At 68.5% G+C, this 19,615-nt stretch carries 17 protein-coding genes; 9 read left to right on the top strand and 8 right to left on the bottom strand.

Annotated features, from left to right (window positions below):
* Position 1 precedes the first annotated feature (1 nt).
* From ACFJGU_RS08655 to ACFJGU_RS08640, 4 genes are all read left to right on the top strand, one after another.
* Positions 2–430 carry an Hsp20/alpha crystallin family protein gene (locus ACFJGU_RS08655; protein ID WP_382309479.1) on the top strand — a complete coding sequence of 143 codons (429 nt, stop codon included), beginning with the start codon at positions 2–4 and terminating at the stop codon, positions 428–430.
* Between the two features lie 298 nt (positions 431–728).
* Positions 729–1,064 (top strand): hypothetical protein, encoded by a 336-nt coding sequence (locus ACFJGU_RS08650; protein ID WP_382309477.1) that lies wholly within the window; start codon positions 729–731, stop codon positions 1,062–1,064.
* A 2-nt stretch (positions 1,065–1,066) separates the two neighbouring features.
* Positions 1,067–1,387 (top strand): ATP-dependent DNA ligase, encoded by a 321-nt coding sequence (locus tag ACFJGU_RS08645; protein WP_382309475.1) that lies wholly within the window; start codon positions 1,067–1,069, stop codon positions 1,385–1,387.
* Between the two features lie 118 nt (positions 1,388–1,505).
* Positions 1,506–3,197, top strand: a complete 1,692-nt coding sequence (locus ACFJGU_RS08640; protein ID WP_382309473.1) for an alpha/beta hydrolase family protein — start codon at positions 1,506–1,508, stop codon at positions 3,195–3,197.
* A 23-nt stretch (positions 3,198–3,220) separates the two neighbouring features.
* Here ACFJGU_RS08640 and ACFJGU_RS08635 read toward each other — a convergent pair whose 3' ends face one another.
* From ACFJGU_RS08635 to ACFJGU_RS08625, 3 genes are read right to left on the bottom strand one after another with little or no spacing between them, the layout of a single operon-like run.
* Complete coding sequence (locus ACFJGU_RS08635; RefSeq protein WP_382309471.1) at positions 3,221–4,393, bottom strand: acetyl-CoA C-acyltransferase; 1,173 nt, start codon at positions 4,391–4,393, stop codon at positions 3,221–3,223.
* Entirely contained in the window at positions 4,390–5,058 is a 669-nt protein-coding gene (locus ACFJGU_RS08630) for a CoA transferase subunit B (protein ID WP_382309469.1), read from the bottom strand. Before ACFJGU_RS08630 ends, ACFJGU_RS08635 begins: the two co-directional genes overlap by 4 nt.
* Before the next feature lie 16 nt (positions 5,059–5,074).
* Positions 5,075–5,788, bottom strand: coding sequence for a CoA transferase subunit A (locus tag ACFJGU_RS08625; RefSeq protein WP_382309467.1), 714 nt, complete (start codon positions 5,786–5,788; stop codon positions 5,075–5,077).
* Positions 5,789–5,962: 174 nt separating this feature from the next.
* Here ACFJGU_RS08625 and ACFJGU_RS08620 point away from each other — a divergent pair, with 174 nt between their 5' ends.
* Complete coding sequence (locus ACFJGU_RS08620; RefSeq protein WP_382309465.1) at positions 5,963–6,745, top strand: IclR family transcriptional regulator; 783 nt, start codon at positions 5,963–5,965, stop codon at positions 6,743–6,745.
* 35 nt (positions 6,746–6,780) lie between these two features.
* Here the strand turns inward: ACFJGU_RS08620 and tatA are convergent, their stop codons facing one another.
* The 3 genes from tatA to ACFJGU_RS08605 all read right to left on the bottom strand — a co-directional run bounded on the left by tatA (position 6,781) and on the right by ACFJGU_RS08605 (position 11,134).
* On the bottom strand, positions 6,781–6,969 hold the full coding sequence (gene tatA, locus ACFJGU_RS08615) for a twin-arginine translocase TatA/TatE family subunit (protein ID WP_382309463.1): 189 nt from the start codon (positions 6,967–6,969) through the stop codon (positions 6,781–6,783).
* Positions 6,970–7,019: 50 nt separating this feature from the next.
* On the bottom strand, positions 7,020–10,166 hold the full coding sequence (locus ACFJGU_RS08610; protein ID WP_382309462.1) for a stalk domain-containing protein: 3,147 nt from the start codon (positions 10,164–10,166) through the stop codon (positions 7,020–7,022).
* Between the two features lie 197 nt (positions 10,167–10,363).
* Positions 10,364–11,134, bottom strand: a complete 771-nt coding sequence (locus ACFJGU_RS08605) for an IclR family transcriptional regulator (protein ID WP_382309460.1) — start codon at positions 11,132–11,134, stop codon at positions 10,364–10,366.
* Between the two features lie 207 nt (positions 11,135–11,341).
* Between ACFJGU_RS08605 and ACFJGU_RS08600 the strand changes: the two genes are divergently transcribed.
* The 4 genes from ACFJGU_RS08600 to ACFJGU_RS08585 all read left to right on the top strand — a co-directional run bounded on the left by ACFJGU_RS08600 (position 11,342) and on the right by ACFJGU_RS08585 (position 15,802).
* On the top strand, positions 11,342–12,313 hold the full coding sequence (locus tag ACFJGU_RS08600; RefSeq protein WP_382309458.1) for a carbohydrate ABC transporter permease: 972 nt from the start codon (positions 11,342–11,344) through the stop codon (positions 12,311–12,313).
* Between the two features lie 5 nt (positions 12,314–12,318).
* Complete coding sequence (locus ACFJGU_RS08595; RefSeq protein WP_382309457.1) at positions 12,319–13,188, top strand: carbohydrate ABC transporter permease; 870 nt, start codon at positions 12,319–12,321, stop codon at positions 13,186–13,188.
* A gap of 49 nt (positions 13,189–13,237) precedes the next feature.
* On the top strand, positions 13,238–14,671 hold the full coding sequence (locus ACFJGU_RS08590; RefSeq protein ID WP_382309455.1) for an ABC transporter substrate-binding protein: 1,434 nt from the start codon (positions 13,238–13,240) through the stop codon (positions 14,669–14,671).
* 66 nt (positions 14,672–14,737) lie between these two features.
* Positions 14,738–15,802: a Gfo/Idh/MocA family protein gene (locus ACFJGU_RS08585; RefSeq protein ID WP_382309453.1), complete on the top strand. Its 1,065-nt coding sequence runs from the start codon at positions 14,738–14,740 to the stop codon at positions 15,800–15,802.
* Here the strand turns inward: ACFJGU_RS08585 and ACFJGU_RS08580 are convergent.
* On the bottom strand, positions 15,775–18,318 hold the full coding sequence (locus ACFJGU_RS08580) for a family 78 glycoside hydrolase catalytic domain (protein WP_382309451.1): 2,544 nt from the start codon (positions 18,316–18,318) through the stop codon (positions 15,775–15,777). The genes ACFJGU_RS08585 and ACFJGU_RS08580 overlap by 28 nt on opposite strands.
* Before the next feature lie 6 nt (positions 18,319–18,324).
* Positions 18,325–19,419 carry a mandelate racemase/muconate lactonizing enzyme family protein gene (locus ACFJGU_RS08575; protein ID WP_382309450.1) on the bottom strand — a complete coding sequence of 365 codons (1,095 nt, stop codon included), beginning with the start codon at positions 19,417–19,419 and terminating at the stop codon, positions 18,325–18,327.
* Positions 19,420–19,615: the final 196 nt, after the last annotated feature.

The following is a 19,615-nucleotide window of genomic DNA, read 5'->3' as shown; positions in this document are numbered from 1 at the left end:
TATGGCGATGTCATCGGATCCTTTCAGCGAGTTCGACCGACTCGCGAGCACCCTGCTGCAGTCCCGTCCGGGGCCACGGGTGATGCCGGTGGATCTCTATCGTGAAGGCGACCGCTACGTCCTCACCGCCGATCTGCCCGGAGCCGATCCGGGGTCGATCGACATCGATGTCGACGGTCAATTGCTGACCATCCGCGCCCAGCGCACCACCGCCTCCGCCGAGGGCGTGAAGTGGCTGAGCCAGGAACGTCCCGCCGGCAGCTACCTGCGTCAGTTCAGCGTCGGTGAAGGCATCGATTCGGAGAAGATCACGGCCAGCTATGACAACGGCGTGCTGAGTGTGGTGCTGCCGGTGAGCGAGCGGGCCAAGCCCCGGAAGATCGCCATCGGCTCTGCCAAGGCCGACGAGCAGCACACCATCAGCGCCTGACGCCGAGGAGACCCGCAGGGCCGTCGAGCTCGAGCAGGCGGCCCGACGGGGTCTCCGGGGCGGGGACGAGGACGCGCGTACACGCGACACTCCCGACCGGGAGAGCCGGTGGATGGCGGATGCCGCCCGACGGCTGCCACGCGGAAAGACGTGGCCCCCAGTAGTGACAACCGGCTGCGCGCGCCCTCCCCCACCCCACACAGCGATGAGTCGGCGATCGCCGCAGTCCGGACACGGTGTGCTGGGAGTTGCGGCCCTCCCCATTGCTGCCCGGGCACGATCGCGGGTGAATGGAGTCATGGAACGCATCCACTACGCGGGGGATTCACTTCTCACCGGCTCGGACATCGCACGGGCACTGCTCGAATACGCGAGCGCCCTGGCCAGGAACGAACTCTCCGCCACCGTCGACATTCCCGTGCGGCACGACGACGGCTCGATCGGGCACGCCAACTTCCTCATCGGACCCGCCAGCCAGCTCGTGTCGGAGACGGAACCGAGCCCGTTCGACGAGCTCACCGACCCGTCGCTGGTGGAGATGCTCACCCACGAGACCAACAATCTCCGGCCGGCCCACCCCGTGGTCTCGTCGAGCGAGCCGGATGACGAACTGAATCTCATGGACGATCTCTGAACATGGGAACACTGACCTACGATTCGACGCTGACGGTCGACTTCGACGATCGCACGCTCGCCCATCTGCAGCTGGTCATCGGGGCGAAACTCCGGCGGAGCGAAGCGTTCTTCTTCAGCTGGAAGGACGACCCGGCCAACGGCGACGGGCGTTCATCCATCTGGATCCGGCCTGAGATCCCGATCTCGTTCAAGTTCTACGGCAGCCGCCAGCCCGCCATCAACCGGAGTTGGGTCGATCAGCTGATGCTCACGGCCAACTCCCCGAACGGCCTGCAGCTCGTGCCCGAGCCCGAGCCGGATCACCCGGATCAGCCGTCCTGACCCTCTCCGGTGGACTCCGCGAGGCCGCGCAGCCGCTAGCCTCAGAGTGGGGGAACCGGTCGATGGGCTCCTGCGCGCGCCGGTCCACGGCCCGCGACCACAATGATGCGGGGGCCCGATGAGTGCGAGCAAGAAGACGACCGAAGCCGTTGCGGACGTCGAGACCGTTCCCGGCGTCAGTCGCCGCGGACTGCTCGGCCTGGCCGCAGCCGGCGGCGTCGGCGCGATGTTCTGGTCGACCGCGACCGCGTCCAGCGCTTCCGCGTCTACCGTCATTCCCGCCGCCACGGCGCCGAGGGCGCCGGCACCGGCCGTCACCTCAGGGCTGACGCCGTTCCCGCAACAGGACGACCTCAACTTCCAGACGCAGTTCAACTACGGCGAAGCCGCCTACGGAGCGGCCGAGGTCGGCGAGGTCGCTTCAGCGGTCGCCGAGGTGCAGGCGGCGATGGCGGTGATCGGATCGGAGAACCTCCCGGTCTACCAGCCCTACAACACCAGCTTCGAGGCGCTCGCCGTGAAGCTCGCCACCGAGGCCGACGCCGACAAGGCCGCGGGGCTCTTCGTGAGCGCGCGATCGAAGTATCTCCGGGCGGCCGGGTACTACACGGGCGTCCTCTTCTTCGTGCTGGGCACCGACACCCCGACGCGAGAGACCGAGATCTACGGCGCGATGCAGCGCTGCTGGGCGGAAGCGGCGGCGCTCCTGGAACCGGTGTGGACACGGGTCGAGATCCCGATGTCCGTCCGCTTCCCCGATGCCTCGGGCAACCCGGTCGTGCAGAACGTCACGGTGCCCGCGTACTGGGCCCGCGCATCCGGAACCGGGCCCAAGCCCACGGTCATCATCAACAACGGCAGCGACGCCCAGCTCGTCGACACCTACGCCTTCGGCGGGGCCGCCGCCCTGGACCGCGGCTACAACGCGCTGATGTTCGAGGGCCCGGGGCAGGGATCGCTGCTGTTCGAGCAGAACATCTCGTTCACGCCCTACTGGGAAGACGTGATCACCCCCCTCGTCGACTTCGTGATCGCCCAACCCGAGACCGATCCGGCGGCCGTCGCCCTTACCGGATGGAGCTTCGGCGGCCTGCTCGTGATGCGCGCCGCGGCCCACGAGCACCGGCTGAAGGCCGTCGTCGCCGATCCCGTGTTCTACGACCCGACGACGCCGTACGCGGAACTGAAGAACATCCCGAACGACGTCTGGGTGAATGACGTCTACCCGTCGTTCCCGAAGCACGGCTTCCCCAGCCAGGATTCTCTGCGCTTCCTGCTCAACAAGCGCGGCGAGATCTTCGGCAAGGCGTTCCATGATCAGGCGCTCACCGGGGTCGTCATGCAGGACCTCGTCGGCCTGCTCGCCGCGATCGGCTCGTACACCGGCGACAGCGCGCTCTTCGGGTCGATCACGGCGCACTCGCTCCTGCTCACCTACGAGGGCGACACCTTCTTCACCGGTCAGGACGCGGATGTGCGCACCTGGCTGACCTCGGCGGCATCGCTCTCGCAGCACGACTTCACCTCGGCCGAGGGCGCTCAGTTCCACTGTGCGCCGATGGCGCCCCAGGTGCGGAACGAAGTGGTGTACAACTGGCTCGACGGGATCTTCGGACGCGTTCCCACCCCGCCCGCACCGCCGGGTCCGCCCGTTCCTCCGGCGCCCGTCGCGCCGGTCGATCCCGCGCAGCCCGCCCTCGCCGCAACCGGTCTCGATGCCGGGCCCGTCGCCGCGATCGCCACCGGTCTGGCCACGGCGGGCGCGGGGGCCGCGGTGATCGCGTCGCGGATGGGGTCGAAGCGCGCCTGAGCAGAGGGGGGCCGCTCGGCCCCCTACACCGCTTGAAGGATGACGGCGGCGCCCTGTCCGCCCCCGCCGCAGATGCCGGCGGCGCCGAGGGCGGCGGGGCCGGAAGCTGCGAGGCGGCGGGCGAGGTGCCCGACGATGCGGGCGCCGGAGGCGCCGATGGGGTGACCGAGCGCGATCGCACCGCCGTGGGCGTTCACGATCGCGGGGTCGACGCCGAGCCGGCGGGTGGAGTGCACGGCGACTGCCGCGAAGGCCTCGTTGATCTCGACGGCGGCCAGGTCCTCGGCCGCGAGACCGGCCCGCGTCAGCGCTGCGGCGATCGCGTTCGCCGGCTGGGCGTGCAGCGACACGTCGGGGCCGGCGACGAAGGCGTGGGCGAGGATGCGGGCGATGGCGGGGATTCCGCGGGAAGCCACGGCCGTCTCGCTCATCAGCACGACGGCGGCCGCGCCATCCGTGATCTGGGAGGAGTTGCCCGCGGTGATGGTTCCCGATCCCCCGAAGGCCGGGCGGAGTGCGCCGAGTGATTCGACGGTGGTGTCGGCGCGCAGGCCGTCGTCGGCCGAGACGAGCGTCGGCCCGCGGCGCCCGGGAACCTCGAAAGGCTCGATCTCGCCGGCGAGGAACTCCGCCGACGCGGCTAGGCGCTGGTGGGACGCGGCGGCCCAGGCGTCCTGGTCAGCCCGCGACAACCCGAGCGGCTCGTTGCGGTCTTCGGTCGACGAGCCCATGGAGCGGTGCTCGAAGGCGTCGGTGAGACCGTCGTGATCCATGGTGTCGACGAGCTCGATCGCCCCGTAGCGCTTTCCGGCGCGAGAGCCCGACCAGGCGTGCGGGGCGAGCGTCATCGACTCCTGACCGACGGCCACGACGACATCCGCCTCCCCGGCGTCGATGAGGCGCACCCCGGAGATGATCGCCTCGGTACCGGAGAGGCACACGGCGTTGAGGGTGAGCGCCGGGGTGCTGAACGGGATGCGGGCCCCCACGGCGGACTGCCGCGCCGGGTTCTGCCCGGCCGCGCCCTGCAGCACCTGGCCGCCGTAGACGAAGTCGACCTCGCCGGGCGCAATGCCCGCCCGCTCGAGGGCGGCCCGGATGGCGGCGGCCCCGAGCTCGGTCGCGGGCACCGAGGCGAATTGCCCGCAGTACTTCACGAACGGCGTGCGAGCGTACCCCACGATCACGGCGCTCATGCGGAGGCCCCGACCACGCCGACGCTCTCGTCGAGATCGACGGTGAACTCGGCTCCCGTCTTCGCCCGCACCTCGTCGAAGGAGGCGCCGGGCGCGACCGCCCGCAGCACCAACCCGCCGTCGATCACGTCGAACACGGCGAGGTCGCTGATGATACGGTCGACGACTCCGGCTCCCGTGAGAGGCAGATCGCAGCGGGCCACGATCTTCGGCGTGCCGTCTTTCGAGACGTGATCGGTGAGCACGATGACGCGCGGGGTGCCGGCGACGAGATCCATCGCGCCGCCCATGCCCTTCACGAGCTTGCCGGGGATGGTCCAGTTCGCGAGGTCGCCGTTACCCGCGACCTGCAGGGCGCCGAGGATGGCCTTCGCCACGTGGCCGCCACGGATCATGCCGAAGCTCGTCGCCGAGTCGAAGATGCTCGCGCCGGGCAGCAGTGTGACGGTCTGTTTGCCCGCGTTGATGAGATCGGCGTCCTCCTCGCCTTCGAAGGGGAAGGGGCCCATGCCGAGCAGGCCGTTCTCGCTCTGCAGGGTCACGCTGACCCCGGGCGGGAGATGGTTCGCGACCAGGGTCGGGATGCCGATGCCCAGGTTCACGTATTCGCCGTCGCGGAGTTCGGAGGCGGCGATCGCGGCCATCTCGTCGCGGGTCCAGGGCATGGTGTTCTCCTTCGGTTCAGGCGATCGCGGCGGCGGTGCGGGGCCGCGTGGTGCGCTGCTCGATGTCCTTCTCGCGCGGGGTGGCCGTCACGAGGCGCTGCACGTAGATGCCGGGGGTCACGATGGTGTTGGGATCGAGCCATCCGTCGACCACCTCTTCGGCCTCGGCGATCGTGAGGTGGCTCGCGGTGGCGACCAGAGGGTTGAAGTTGCGGGCGGTGTGCCGGTAGATCAGGTTGCCCTCCGCATCGGCGCGCCAGGCGTGCACGAGCGCCAGGTCGGCGAGGATGCCGCGCTCGAGCACATAGGTCTCGCCGTCGAACACCTCGAGCGGCTTTCCCTCGGCCACCGGGGTGCCGACGCCGGTCTTCGTGTAGAAGCCGGCGATGCCCGCGCCGCCGGCTCGGAGCCGCTCGGCGAGAGTACCCTGCGGGGCGAACTCGACCTCGAGGGTGCCGTTGAGGTACTGCTCGGCGAAGAGCTTGTTCTCGCCCACGTAGGAGGCGATCACCTTCGCCACCTGCTTGTTCTCGAGCAGGATGCCGAGGCCCTTGCCGTCGACACCCATGTTGTTCGACACGATCGTGAGATCGCGCGCGCCGGTGTCGCGGAGCGCCTCGATCAGATCGGTCGGGTTGCCGGACAGTCCGAAGCCGCCGACGGCGATGACCGAGCCGTCGTGCACGGTTCCGTGGATCGCCTCGGCCGCGCTGGCCCACTGCTTCGACATGTCACTCCCTCGTGTGCGCCTGTCCATTTGCTGGTCAGCGGATTGCGCTGTTCCTGACGCTACGAGCGGCGCGACAGCCTGTCAAAGCCCGAATCTTGGCGATCGGTCGAGTCTCTCGCACTCTGGTCGCGGCATCCGGCTATGCTCACAATATGGACAAGTGGAGGCAGCGACATGGCTGATCCGACACCGGGAGCGCAGGTGGTCTCCCGCGTGAGCCGCGTGTTGAAGGTGGTGGCCGAGCATCCGGGCGGCGTCTCCGCGGCCGCCGTGGCGCATGCCACCGGACTCACGCGCCCCACCGCTCATCGCCTGCTCACCTCGCTCGCGGCTGAGGGGTTCGTCGACCACGACCCGGGAGCCGCGCGGTGGTTCCTGGGACCCGAGCTCTACCTCCTGGGATCCCTCGCCGCCGACCGCTACGACGTCACCGAGGCCGCCCGCGAGAGCGTGCGCGCCCTCGCCGCCGAGACGGGGGAGTGCGCCTTCTTCTCCGCCCGCCGCGGCTCCGAGACGGTGTGCCTCGTGCGCGAGGAGGGGAGCTTCCCCATCCGGTCGTTCGTGCTCTCCGAAGGCGTACGGTTCCCCCTCGGGGTGGCCTCGGCCGGACTCGCCATCCTCTCGTACCTGGCCGACGACGAGATCGACGCCTATCTCGACGGCGCGGCCCTCGAGGAGCGCTGGGGTCCGCAGCACTCCGCCGGCGCCGTGCGCGAGCGGATCGCGCTCACCCGCGAGACCGGGTACGCCGTGAACCCCGCCCTCATCCTCGAGGGCTCCTGGGGCATGGGCGCCGCCGTGTTCGACGCGGCCGGCCGGCCGGCCTGGGCGCTCAGCCTCACGGGGGTGGAATCACGATTCCGCCCCGACCGCCAGGCAGAACTCGGACGGCTTCTGCTCGATCACGCCCACCGCGTGACGGCCCGGCTCCGCGACGGCTCCCACCCGTCGCGGTAGCCCGGGCCTGCACTTTCGGGGCGCACTCCGAAGGCTCACCCTCTCGTCTCCGGCGACGGCTCGTCGCCGGGCTCGTCGGCGCGGGACTGCCGGGTCTCGCTCTTGAAGATCCTCATGGACTGTCCGATACTCCTCGACAGGGCGGGCAACCTCGTCGCTCCGAAGAGGAGGAGGATCACCGCCAGGATCATGAGGAGGTGCCATCCGGTGAGGTTTCCGAGCATGAGGGGTTCCGATCGTCAGGGGGCGTGCGGTGAGGAAGGTGCGCGGATGATCACGGGGTGATCGTGAGCAGCTGCGCCGTGGCGTCCCAGGTCACGGTGTAGCCGAGAGCCGCCTGGAAGTAGGTGGCGGCGATGTAGAAGCGGTCGCCGACCCACATGCACGGTGCGTCGAGATGGATGACGGTGGCGCCCGCGTGGGCCGTGCTGCTGCCGACCTGGGCGATCAGGGTCTTGCCGGAGTGCACGGCGACGAACCACTGCACATCCGGCCTCCACTCCGGCCGCCCGCCGGTCACCTCCACCACGTGGGCGGCGGGCACCATGGGGGTGCCGTTGCTTGCGATCACCGGCACCGCGATGCGGTTGTAGGTCGCACCGACCAGGAGCGCCGGCGTCGGCAGCGGCACCTTGACCACGCTGATCTCGTCGATCGTGAAGTCGCCGGCGGTCGACATCATGTCGAGCCTGATCTGCCGGATCGTTCCCACCCACTTGGGGTTGCCCCAGACCGCGGCGTAGCCGACGCCGAACACGTCGTTGTACGTGTCGACCATCACCTGGACACCCTTGTCCTGGGTCCAGGCAGGGTCGGCGTCGGTGATGAAGTAGAGGTACTCGGACGGCGTGTCCCCCTTCATCCGCACCTTGACCCACGGCGCCTGCTTGGCGTCGATGCCGAGATGATCGGGCGAGACGAGCCCCGGATCGGTGCCGATCGAGGTAGCGGTCAGCACTCCGTTCTGCACCTGGATGTTGGTGACCTGGTTCTTCTCGCTGTTGGTCCATCCCTCGACATCGCCGTCGGTCTCGAATGTCCATCGCCTCCAGTAGTCGTCGGGCTTCGCCGGCGCCGGGAGCTCCCGGAGCGGCTGCGTGCGGCCGGCCGGGTACAGCACCGACACGCGGGCCGCCTGGGCCGTGGTCGGAGAGACGTTCGCACCGTGTGCGGTCGAACCGAACACGTCGGCGATCGCATTGACGTAGCCGAATCCCGCCAATGCACTGGGCATCACGAAGTGTCCCTCGCCGTATTCGTTCCAGTTGTCGACGAGCACCATCGACTTCCCGAGGCTCGATGTCGGCAACGCCGGCATGAAGTCGTCGCGCACCCAGGTCGCGTTCGACTCGAAGTCGGCCACGCTGGCCCAGGTGCCCGGCGTCAGGTTCCACGGCTGCTGATCCTGGCCCATCGAGATGGTCGGGATGACGTCGACCACGGCGTTGTCCTTCAGCGTGAGCAGGTTCTGCCGGTAGCCGTCGGTCAGCGAGGCGATGGAGCCGACACTGTACTTGTACTGGGCGTCGATGCCGACGGTGGGCGAGTCGGCATCCACCTGGGGGGCGATGATGATGATGTCGTCGAATCCGGCCGCCTGCACGGCGCCCCGCAGATAGGTGATCTCCGCCTGGGCTGCCGCGACACTCCCGAAGGTGAGCACGAACTTCGGAATCGAGAAGATCGAGAACACCGGCTTGTTGTCGATGACGAGGTAGTCGGGGTCGCGGAAGTAGTACTCGATCCAGAACGGCACCATGACGTTGCGGAAGTCGCTGCTGTTGGTGGCGCCACTGCTGATGTTCTCGTACATGATGGCGAACTTCACGAGCGACCTGTACCGCGCGTTGAACAGACCCTGATGGATGTGGTGGCCGAGATCCGGAACCTTGATCGGCTGCCCGATGCCGTCGAGCGGGCGGAACCAGCACGCCAGCTCGAACGAGATGCCGTTCTCCACCATCCACTTGATGCCCCAGTCAGTGGCCTCCGGATCCCCCTCGTCGTACCAGCCGAGCACGGGCTTGCGGCTCGGGTACGGGTTGATCGCATCCCAGCCCTGATGGTGCCCTTCCCGCCACCCCGCGAAGGTCTGCACGCCGACGAGGTAGTCGGAGGCGAGGGGCACCGGAGTCGGCACGTAGTCGCTCGGGGCCGGCGGGGTGAGCGAGAGCCGGATGTCGTCGAGGTAGACCGTTCCGGATGCACCCTGGCCCACACTGAAGGTCAGCGTGTCGACAGCGGTGACGGCGGGGATCGACACCGCGGACGCCGCCGTCTTGCCGTTGACCCAGATGGTCGCTTGGTTGTTCGTCGTGTCGGTCATGACGCGGATGTGATACCAGAGATTGGGCTTGCTGTCGTAGCACGTCACCGGGTTGCCCGTGGCATCCACATAGGTGATGCTGCCGGCCGAGGCCGCGATCTGGAGTCCGGCCTGCCCGGCGCCGGAGAGCACGGCCGAGACGTTCTGGGCACCCGCCGGCGCGAGGAAACGGAACTCGAAGGTCAGGTCGTCGCCGATCGGACCGAAGGTGCGCTGGAAGGTCGCCGGCGCGGTGGCTGCGGTGGTGTTCACCTTCAGGCTGTAGCAGTCCGCGTAACTCGAGCCGTGCAGCTCGGCGACCGAGAAGACCGCGCCGGCCCCGCCCGTCGTCCAGTCGGCGGGGAGCCCGGAGGGCACGGTCACGAACGACTCGTTGACGACGTAGCCGCGGTGGATGCGCACCGTGTCGATGTAGAAGTTGCCGACGAAGGCCTCGCTCGTCTGCAACGTGAAGAGGTCGAGCTCGGTGGCCGCCTGCGCGAAGCCCACCGCGTTGGCGACCAGGGCGCCGTTGACGTACACGGTGACCAGGCTCGCGTCGAGATCGATGATCGCGCGCACGCCGACCGGCGTTCCGACCGCGAGGCTCGCCAGCGTCTGCGAACCCGTCGGGGTCTGCAGACTGAGCTGCCCCGCGTTCGCGGTGAGCACCACCGCGTTCGCTCCGTCGGTCCCCACCGTCCAGGTCACGCCGTTCAGCTGCGTGATGGGCTCGAACCGGAAGTCGACGGTGAGCACTCCGGCCTCGTGCGCCGCGAACCGGCGCTGCATCACGATGGGGAGTCCACCCGAGTCGGTCACCTTTGCCCAGCGCCCGTAGGCGAAGGTGAAGCTTCCGCCGGCCTGACGCACGTCCCATCCCGACGGCACGATCAGGATGGGGTCGGTGACGGCGTTCGGCATGTGGAAGTCCTCTTCCACGAGGTACTGGGCCAGACCGGTCGAGGGGGAGATGCCCCTCGTGGCCACGGCCGGCAACGGTCGGGCCGATGCCAGCCCGGGCTTGTCCAGGAGCAGCAGACCGGCAGCCGAGGCCGCTGCCGCGATGGAGAGGAATGAGCGGCGGGTGAGACCGCGACCCTGCTGGGGTTCCATCAACCACTCGTTCTCGGTTGTGGGTTCGGCATGTGGATCGACTGCATCGTGCACGAGGACTCCCTTATCCTGTAGTTCGCTATTCTGAACTTAAATACGCCAGAATGAACTTTCGGCACGACGCTAGTGGAATCCACCCGCTTCAGGCAAGGTTCGATCGCACATTCGCCCACGGAGGCGAGGAGTGGATGCCGGGACTACGGGCGGACGGTGGCTTCCAGCTCCATCACAGTGGCGCGCAACTGGCCGAGGATGTCCATCGGCCACTGTTCACTGGTGCGCGATGTCGGCATCGTGACGGAGAGGGCCATCTGGGTGTGCGCGTCGGACAAGAACGGCAGCGGCACGGCGACGCAGCGGCATCCACTGATGTACTCCTCGTCGTCGACCGCGTAGCCCTCACGGCGGACGCGGTCGAGCAGGGTGAGGAGCTCGTCGACGTCGGAGACCGTGTGGTCGGTGAGGTGAGCGAGCGGGGCGGCGGCACGCAGTCGTCGTTCCGCCTCCTCGGGCGGGAGCAGGCCGAGGAGGGTCTTGCCGATTCCGGTGGCATGCGCCGGCAGCTGCGTTCCGACCGACGACGCCAGACGCATCGTGCGAGCGGCCTGGCTGATGGCGATGTACACGTTGTTCACACCGTCGAGTTGCGCGAGCTGGACCGTCTCCCCCAACGCGCCGGCCAGCTTGTCCATGAACGGGCGAACGATGCCGAGCAGGTCGGTGTGGCCGCGGAAGTTCTGCCCGATCTGCCAGGCGCGGAGACCCAGCGAATACTGGCGGGTACGGGGGTCGTGCGCGACCCAGCCGGTGGCCGTCAGGGTCTGCAGCAGCCCGTGTGCGCTGGACCGGGGGATGGAGAGCTCGCTGAGGATCTCCCCGAAGCTGACACTCTCGTGCTCGCTCACGAACTCGATCAGGCCGAGCGCTCGTTCGGCGGACTTGACGCTGCCCTTGTCGTCCGTCGCCATGACTTCCTTCCCTCGCGTCGCGTCAGTGCGCGCGTCTAGTACGGAAAAACGTCCCGTCTATAGGATCAGAATACAACTAGATGAACTTGTGCCGCCGAAACGACCTTAAAGTTCAGCCACGTGAACACGGATTCCTTGACATGAACCTTTTGGTCTGTAAGACTTTCGTGCGTTCGACCGTCAGCGTCGACTCAACGTGGAGGGCACATGGCCATACAGACACCTGACCGGGTGGTGCCGGACGCCGTGGCGATCGTGACGGACCCGCATCCGTCGAAGCGCCGCCTGCGCCGGCCGTCGATCAGCTGGGGCGCCTACCTCGGGCTCGCTCCGCTGGCGATCATGCTGGGGGTGTTCTGCTACTACCCCGCCGCGAGCGGGATCTTCCACTCCTTCTGGAACTGGAACCCGGGCCAGGAGTCGACCTTCATCGGCATCGACAACTACACCGCCATGATGAGCGACCAGCTCTGGTGGGATTCGTTCAAGAACCTCGCCATCATCTTCGTCTTCGGTGTCGTCTCGTGGGTGATCCCTCTGGCCGCCGCGGAGCTCCTTATCTCCCTCAGGAGCGAGCGCGCGCAATTCGTCTACCGCACCCTGCTGATCGTTCCCATGGCCTTTCCCGGGGTGGTCACCGCGCTCATCTGGTCGTTCCTCTATCAGCCCAACGACGGCGTCATCAACACCTTCCTGAAGTCGATCGGCCTCGACGCGCTCGCCCAGAACTGGCTCGGCGACCCCCACCTCGCACTGCTGTCCCTGCTGTTCATAGGCTTCCCCTTCATCGCGGGCCTGCCGTTCCTGATGTTCTACTCGACTCTGCAGAACATCCCGAAAGAGATCTTCGAGGCGTGCTCGCTCGACGGGGTCAACCGCATGCAGCGGCTCTTCCTCATCGACCTCCCGCTGATGGGCCGACAGGTGCAGCTGCTGTTCATCCTGGTGATCATCGAGACCCTGCAGTACGGGTTCGTCGCGTACATCCTCACCAACGGCGGCCCCGACAACGCGACGACGGTGCCCGTTCTCCACATGCTGAACGAAGCGTTCTCCGGCGGGAGGTGGGGCTACGCGGCCGCGCTGTCCACCACGCTCTTCGTGCTCACCGTCGCCTTCAGCGCCATCGTGGGCCTCGTCAGGCGCCGCGATTCCACGACCAATGTGAAAGGGATGTGACCCTCATGTCTGCAGCGACCATCCAGGCTCCGAGCCGGCCGCCTCGCGTGCGCGCCAAGCGCCGCCGCAGCAGTGCGCCCATCCACATCGCCCTCATCGCGATCGTGGCCGTGGGGCTGTTGCCCTACCTCTTCGTGCTCACCACCTCGGTGAAGACCAACGAGCAGTTCGCCACGAACTACTGGGTGCCCTCGTTCCCCTTGCACTTCGAGAACTACGCCACGGCGTGGAACCAGATCGCCCCCTTCATGGCCGTCTCGATCATCGTGGCCGCGGTGTCGATCGTCGGCATCGTCGCGCTCAGTCTGCTCTCGGGATTCGTGCTCGCCCGCTTCCAGTTCCCCGGGCGCCAGTTCTTCTTCATCATGGTGATCGCGCTGCTCATGGTGCCCAGTATCGCGAGCCTCATCCCGCTGTTCGTGATGATGCGCGACTTCGGCCTGCTCAACACACTCTGGGTGCTCATCCTCCCGCGCGTGGCCGGCGGTGCGGTGCTCGGCACCATCCTGATGAAGACCTTCATCGAGGGCATCCCGCAGGAGTTGTTCGACGCCGCTCGCGTCGACGGCGCCGGCACGGCTCGCCTGTTCCGCTCGATCATGCTGCCGCTCTCCCTTCCGGTCGTCGGGACCGTGTCTCTCCTCACCGTGATCGGGGTCTGGAACGACTTCTTCTGGCCCCTGCTCACGGTGACCGACAACGCGCTGAAGCCGGTGAGCGTCGGCCTGCTCTTCTTCCGCGGCCAAGCCGGCACCGACTACGGCGCGATGTTCGCGGGCTACATGATCGCGAGCCTCCCGCTGCTGCTGCTGTTCCTCTTTCTCTCCAAGTACTTCCTGGCCGGAATCCAGGGCGGGCTCCCGGGCTCGCACTGACCCGCACCTCCGGCGTTCTCCTCATCAATCACAGAAGGGCACTACAACGATGTATAAGAAGCTCAAACCGATCGTCGCGGTCGGGGTGGTGGCAGCCACCGCCCTGGCACTCGCCGGATGCGCCCCGGGCGCGAGCGACGGCAAGACCACGATCACGATCGCCGGCCCCAACCAGTGGAACACCGACGCCCAGAGCTTCGGCCCGGCGTGGGAAGACCTGGTGGCGCGGTTCGAGAAGGCCGAACCGAACATCGAGGTCAAGACCGTGGTTCTGCCGCTCACCGAGTTCTACCAGACCCTGTCGACGCAGCTGGCGGCGGGCACAGCCCCCGAGCTGGTGTTCAACCAGGCCTCGCACAAGCCCGATCAGGTGGTGGCGCTCGACGACTACTTCGACAAGCCGAACCCCTACATCGACGGCAACGACAAGTGGATCGACGCGTTCAACCCCGACTACATCGGCGGTGAGGCCAACGCCGGCCGCAACGCGGCGCTGCACTACGAGTTCGTGCCGTTCAACCTCTACATCAGCGGCATCTACTACAACAAGGACGTGTTCGAGGCGGCCGGCATCGACGAGCCACCGGCCGCGTACGGCGAGCTGATCGATGACTGCAAGGCGATCAAGGCCGCGGGCTACACACCGCTGGCCTTCGACAACAGCTACCTCGCGCAGGCGAACGTCGTGAAGCCGATCACCTCGATGCTGCTCACGAAGTACTTCGACGAGTTGAACCAGTACGCGCCCGACGGCACGCCCGGCACCTCGAAGCAGATCTCGGTGAAGGACTTCGCCAAAGGCGTGCTGACCGGCGAGTTCACCCCGCAGAACACGCCCGAGATCGGCGAGGCCTACACGCTCGCCAAGCAGGTCGTCGACGAGTGCGCCACCCCCAACTGGTCGGGTGTGGCGAGCACCGGTGCCGCCTTCACGGGGGCGCAGGAGTTCCTCGCCGGGAAGGCCGGCATGTCGTTCGGCGCCAACTTCTCGGCGAACAGCCTCGAGGACGTCTCCTGGGAGTACGGAACCATTCCGTTCCCGACCGTCACCAAGCAGGACAGCCCCCTCGCCACCGGTGAGCCCGCCCGCTCCGGCGCGAGCACGGGTGGAACGAGCTACATGATCCCGGCCACCACCAAGGGCGACAAGCTCGATGCCGCGGTCAAGTTCCTGCAATTCGCGTCGAGCCCCGTGGGCATCCAGCCGTGGCTCGACAAGACCGGCGGCATCCCGGCACTCGCCGACGCCGCGCCCGCTCCGGGACTCGAGGGTCTCACCTCGGGCGACTGGGCACTCAACCCCACCGTTCCGCAGCCCTCCCTGCTGCCCAAGGCCGTTCTCGGTCAGGCGATCTACACGGGCTACCTTACCGGCAACAAGACGCTCGAGGAGGAACTCGCCGACACGTTGACCGACTGGACCACTGGAGCGAAAGAAGTCGCGGCCGACGGCAAGTGGACCGACGACTGGGTGCAGCAGTAACTCAGCAATCCGATTGATCTGGCCCGCGATCTCGCATCGCGGGCCAGATCACCATGAGGAGGCACGATGCTTCGAGTAGGTCTGGTCGGCTGCGGCTGGTGGGCGGCGCACGCTCACCTGCCGGCGATCCACGCGCATCCGGATGCCACCCTCGTCGCGGCCGGCGATCCCGACCCGTCACGTCTCAGCGCGGTGACGGAGCGGTTCCCGGATGCGCGGGGATTCGCCACGGTCGAGGAGATGCTGGCGGTGAGCGACCTCGACGTGCTGGTCGTCGCCTCCCCCGCCGCGTTCCACGCCCACGCGGCACGCGCCGGCCTGCTGAGCGGCGCCAGCGTGCTGGTGGAGAAGCCTTTCACCCTGCACGCCACCGAAGCCCACGAGCTGGTGGGTCGCGCGGCATCGCGCGGGCTCGGCCTCTCGGTGAGCCTGCCCTACCAGTACACGGCGGCGGCGCGGTCGGTGCGCGACATGCTGACCACCGGCGCACTGGGCGACCTCGTCGGAGTGCACGCGGTGTTCGAGTCGTACACCGCACCGCTGTACGAGGGCGACGTCGGCGAATACCTACGACGGGTGAACCGCCCGCACACGGTCGCGCCCCTGTCGAGCACCTACGCGGATGTCGCCGTGGCGGGTGGCGGCCACGGCCAGTCCCAGACCTCTCACGTGGTCTCGGCGATCATGGACGCCACCGGCGCGCAGCCGGAGCACGTCACCGGCGAGAGCGTGTTCGCGTCACCCGGTATGGACACGGCCAACGCGATCTCGCTTCGACTCTCGGGCACGGCGGTCGCGACCGTCTTCTCGTCGGGAGGAGCCCTGCCCGGTATCGCCGCACAGCAGTCCATCACCTACCTCGGCACCGCCGGATCAGCGCGGCACGACCTCGCCCGCGCCACCCTCGACTGGGCGACAGCTGATGGCGCGAGCGGCCATGTCGAACCGGGCGACAACGAGTCGGCCTATCCGAACGGGGCGCCGATCACTGCTCTGCTCGATGCGGTGCTGCAGGCACGGTCGACCGGCTCCGAGGACGACCTGCGGCGCCTCACCGCGAGGGCGGAGAGCGCCGCTCGAGCGGTCGAGGTGATCGAACAGCTCTACCGACCCGAATCGACCCGCGATTGATCGGTCGGCACCGATCCCACGAGACGATGACGGCCGGATGCCACGACCCACTCGCGCCCCCCGATGACCACGGTCGCGACTGCTCCGACCGGGATCTCGACGTCGACGACGACCGTGGTCCCCTCCCGCCGCCAGGCGACGCCGGCCCGCCCCAGTGGCGTGAGCACCTCGGCCTCGGCGGAACCCAGGCCGAGCACAGACGGCTCGATACGGATGTCGCGCCAACCGGCTGCTCGCGGGGAGATGCCGGCCACCGAACCGAACAGCCAGTCGTCGATCGTGCCGAGGAAGTAGTGGCCGTGCGATCGCGCGGCCGGGCTCCAGTGCTCCCACAGCGAGGTCGCGCCCGACTCGATCCAGAGGCCCCAGCTCGGATAGTCGGTCTGCAGGGCCACCGCGAGCGCGGTGTCGGCGTGCCCGTAGCGGGTGAGCTGCGGCAGCAGGTACTTCGTGCCGAGCGCCCCGGTGTCCAGGTGATCGCCGTTCTCCTGGATGAGGCGAGCCAGGGTGTCGGCCACGGGCCGCCGGTGCGGCTCGGGCAGCAGGTCGAACGCGAGCGCGAGCACCTGGTGGGTCTGGCGGTCGCCTCGATCTCCGGCGCCGACGACCTGGGCGCGGCCGACGTCGAAGAACTCCTCGACGAAGCGTTGCCGCAGCCGGGTGGCGTGCGCCGTCCAGACCTCCGGATCGTGGCCCAGCACCGCCGCCGTCTTCGCGGCGACGTCGAGACCGGCGATCAGGAACGCCGTGGCCGCGATCCGGGTGTCTTCGGGCGCGTTGCCGCCCGCGGGGTCGGCATCCGGGCTCACCCAGTCGCCGAGGGTGGTGTCGGCGATCCCGTCGGGCCAGCGCGCCAGTTCGAACTCGAGGTAGGCGCTCGCGTCGGCCCAGGTGTCGGCCAGCACGCGTTCGTCGCCGCGGTGCCAGTAGATCTCCCATGGCACGAACAGCAGCGCCGCGTGCCAGGTGGGCGCCGGTGTCCAGTCCATCGTCCATCCACCGTGTGGCGCGATCACCTCAGGCGCCCCCGTGCCGTGCCGCGAGGACGCGATGTCATCGGCCCATTTCGCGAGGAGTTCGTGGGTGTCGAGGTTCAGCAGCATGAGCTCGGCGCCCAGCATCCCGTCGCCCGTCCAGCCGTTCTTCTCATACTTCGGGGTGTCGGTAGGCAGGCCGTGCAGATTGTTGAGCACCGTGTCGACGGTGAGCTTATGCACGCGATTCAGCAGGGGGCTCGAGCAGCGGAACCGGCCGGTGCGGGCGACCGCGCTGTGCAGCAGTTCGGCCTCGACCACAGGCTCATCCGCCGCTTCCACCTCCACGTAGCGGAACCCCTGGTAGCCGAAGCGCTGGATCCAGTGGAGCGGGGCTCCGGCGAGGGTGATCCGGCTCTCCTGGAAGCGGCCGGCGTAGTAGCCGAGGGGGTCGTCGTTGTCGGGTCGGCCATCCGCTCGCAGTCGCTCCGCGGTTCGGACGGTGACGACCTCGCCGGCCGCCCCGTCGAGCTGGAGGCGCACCCGGCCCGCGATCACCCGCGGGAAGGTGAACAGCCATCGCCCCGGCGCCGTCTGCTCGATCCGCTCCGGCGCGAAGGTCTGCTCCACGGCGATCGGCTGCTGGCGCTGGTTGACTGCGCGGCCCCGCGGCCCTCGAGCGAGTGCGGCCGACGCCCATTCCGTGTCGTCGTAGCCGGCGCGAGAGAACCCGGGGCGGTCGTGGCGGGCGTCGAAGTCCTCGCCGCCGTAGAGGTCGTCGTAGCGGGTGGGGCCGTCGACGGCCCGCCAGCCCTCGTCGGAGAGCTCCACCACCTCGTCGCCCATGACGATCAGGATGCGCACGCAGGGTTCGTCGTGCCACGGCGCGGTCTCCCAGTTCCACGTCGAGGGCGAGGCCATTCCGTAGAAGCCCCGACCGAGCTCGACGCCGATGGCGTTGCGGCCGGGCACCAGCAGATCAGTGATCTCCACCGCGCAGTACTGCGCGGTGACGTCGTAGTCGGTGAACCCGGGGGCGAGGTCGAACCCGGGCACGGGCACGCCGTTGATCTCGGGCCGCGCGTACCCCCCGGCCCCCACGACGAGGTAGACCGGCGCGGTGCCCAGCGGCCCGGCGAGCTGCGGCACCGTGAACTCGTGGCGCAGGAGCGGTGCGGCGCCACCCGGAGTCGGGTGAGAGATCCACTGCGCTCCGCGCCAGTCGCCGTCGAGGATGCCCGTCGTGAACGACGAGGACGCCTGCGCCGCGCCCTCGTCGGTCGTCACGGCGACCTGCCAGCGGTATCGCGTGAGCGAGCGGAGCGGAACCCCGTCGTACTCGATGTCGACCCCCGGAGCGCCGCTCGCGTCGTCGCGACCCCAGAGGCGCGCGCCGTCGGGCGCGAACACCTCGACCCGCCAGGCGAGCAGGCGGGCGCCGGCGCTGCCGCCGTCGACCATCCAGCCGAAGCGCGGCCGCACGTCGACGCCGACGGGGTCTTCGGCGTGCTCGACGGTGAGATGCCCGAGACGCACGGTCATCGGGCGCTAACCGATCCGGTAGCGCTCGAGAGCGGCGTCGTCGACGTCGAGCCCGATCCCCGGCGTCGTCGGCACGCTGATCCGCCCGCCGTCGATACGCCACGGCGCACTGCGCAGCACGGTCTCGTTCAGAGCCCAGGCCTCGTCGGGCTGCAGCGTGGGCGGGATGATCGCGAGCTCCTGCCACTCCGGCCCGATCAGCGCGGCGGCCTGCAGCCATCCGGGCAATCGCAACCCGCCGGTGCCGTGCAGGCACACCGGCACACCCATCGCCTCGGCCATGGCCGCGACCCGCACGGTCGGCAGGATGCCGTTGGCGATCGCCGCGTCGGGCTGGATCACGTCGAAGCTGCGCGCCTCGAGCGCCGCCGCGAATTCCGCCGGCGCCGTGTATCCCTCGCCGCCCACGATCTGCATCTCGATCTCATCGGCGAGCCGCGCCTGACCGGTCAGGTCGTAGCGGTCGAGCGGTTCTTCGAGCCAGCGCACCCCGACGTCCTGGAGCTCGCGAGCCTCCGCGAGTGCCTGCTCGTACGTCCAGGTGGCGCCCGACACGTGCGCGGTGCGATCGACCATCAGCGTGAATCCCGGTCCGGCCGCCGCCAGGACCGCCTCGCACAGGCGGGCGTTCTCGCCGGGCTCCCGCCAGCAGCGGATCTTCACCCCTTCGAAGCCCGCCGCCTGGTAGGCGAGCACGGCGTCCACCGTTTCAGCGGCGCTGATGTGAGACTGCGACGGGTCGCCCGGCCAGACGAGGGTGACGTACGCCTTGACCTTTGCGGCACGCGCACCGCCCAGCAGCGCGTGCACGGGCTCACCGAGGGTCTTGCCCAGGGCATCCCAGGCGGCGTGTTCGGCTCCGGCTCCGCGGTCGAGGCCCCGGCGCAGCATCCCGTCGATGTCGGTGACCGCCGAGCCCTCCGACGCGGCGATGACGGTCGGCCACACCGATCGGTCGATCGGCCCGGCGAAGCTGTAGCCGCGCACGCCCTCGGTCGTGGTCATGCGCACCACGCAGTACCGGTGGTAGAGGCCTGCAGCCACCTGCGCCGGCGTGGCCGGCAGGTTGATGGGATAGATCTCGGTGCGTGCGATGCGCACGCCTGCGGTTCTCGACTGTGAGCCGTCAATCATGATCCTGAACTATAGCCCTAAGTAGCGAACATCCGCGAGGAAAAAGTTCTCTCTGCTGAACTCTCTATCAACCTTGTGAACTACCTGATAGTGTGACATCGCCGAGACAAACGTCGGACGACGAGACGTTCACGACAGGCGATGCAATGAGGCGAGACGAGAG

Source organism: Herbiconiux sp. UC225_62 (assembly GCF_042694625.1).
Classification (GTDB): Bacteria; Actinomycetota; Actinomycetes; order Actinomycetales; family Microbacteriaceae; genus Herbiconiux.
Note: the sequence above shows the minus strand (reverse complement) of the source record. Positions and strands in the feature narration are given on the sequence as shown.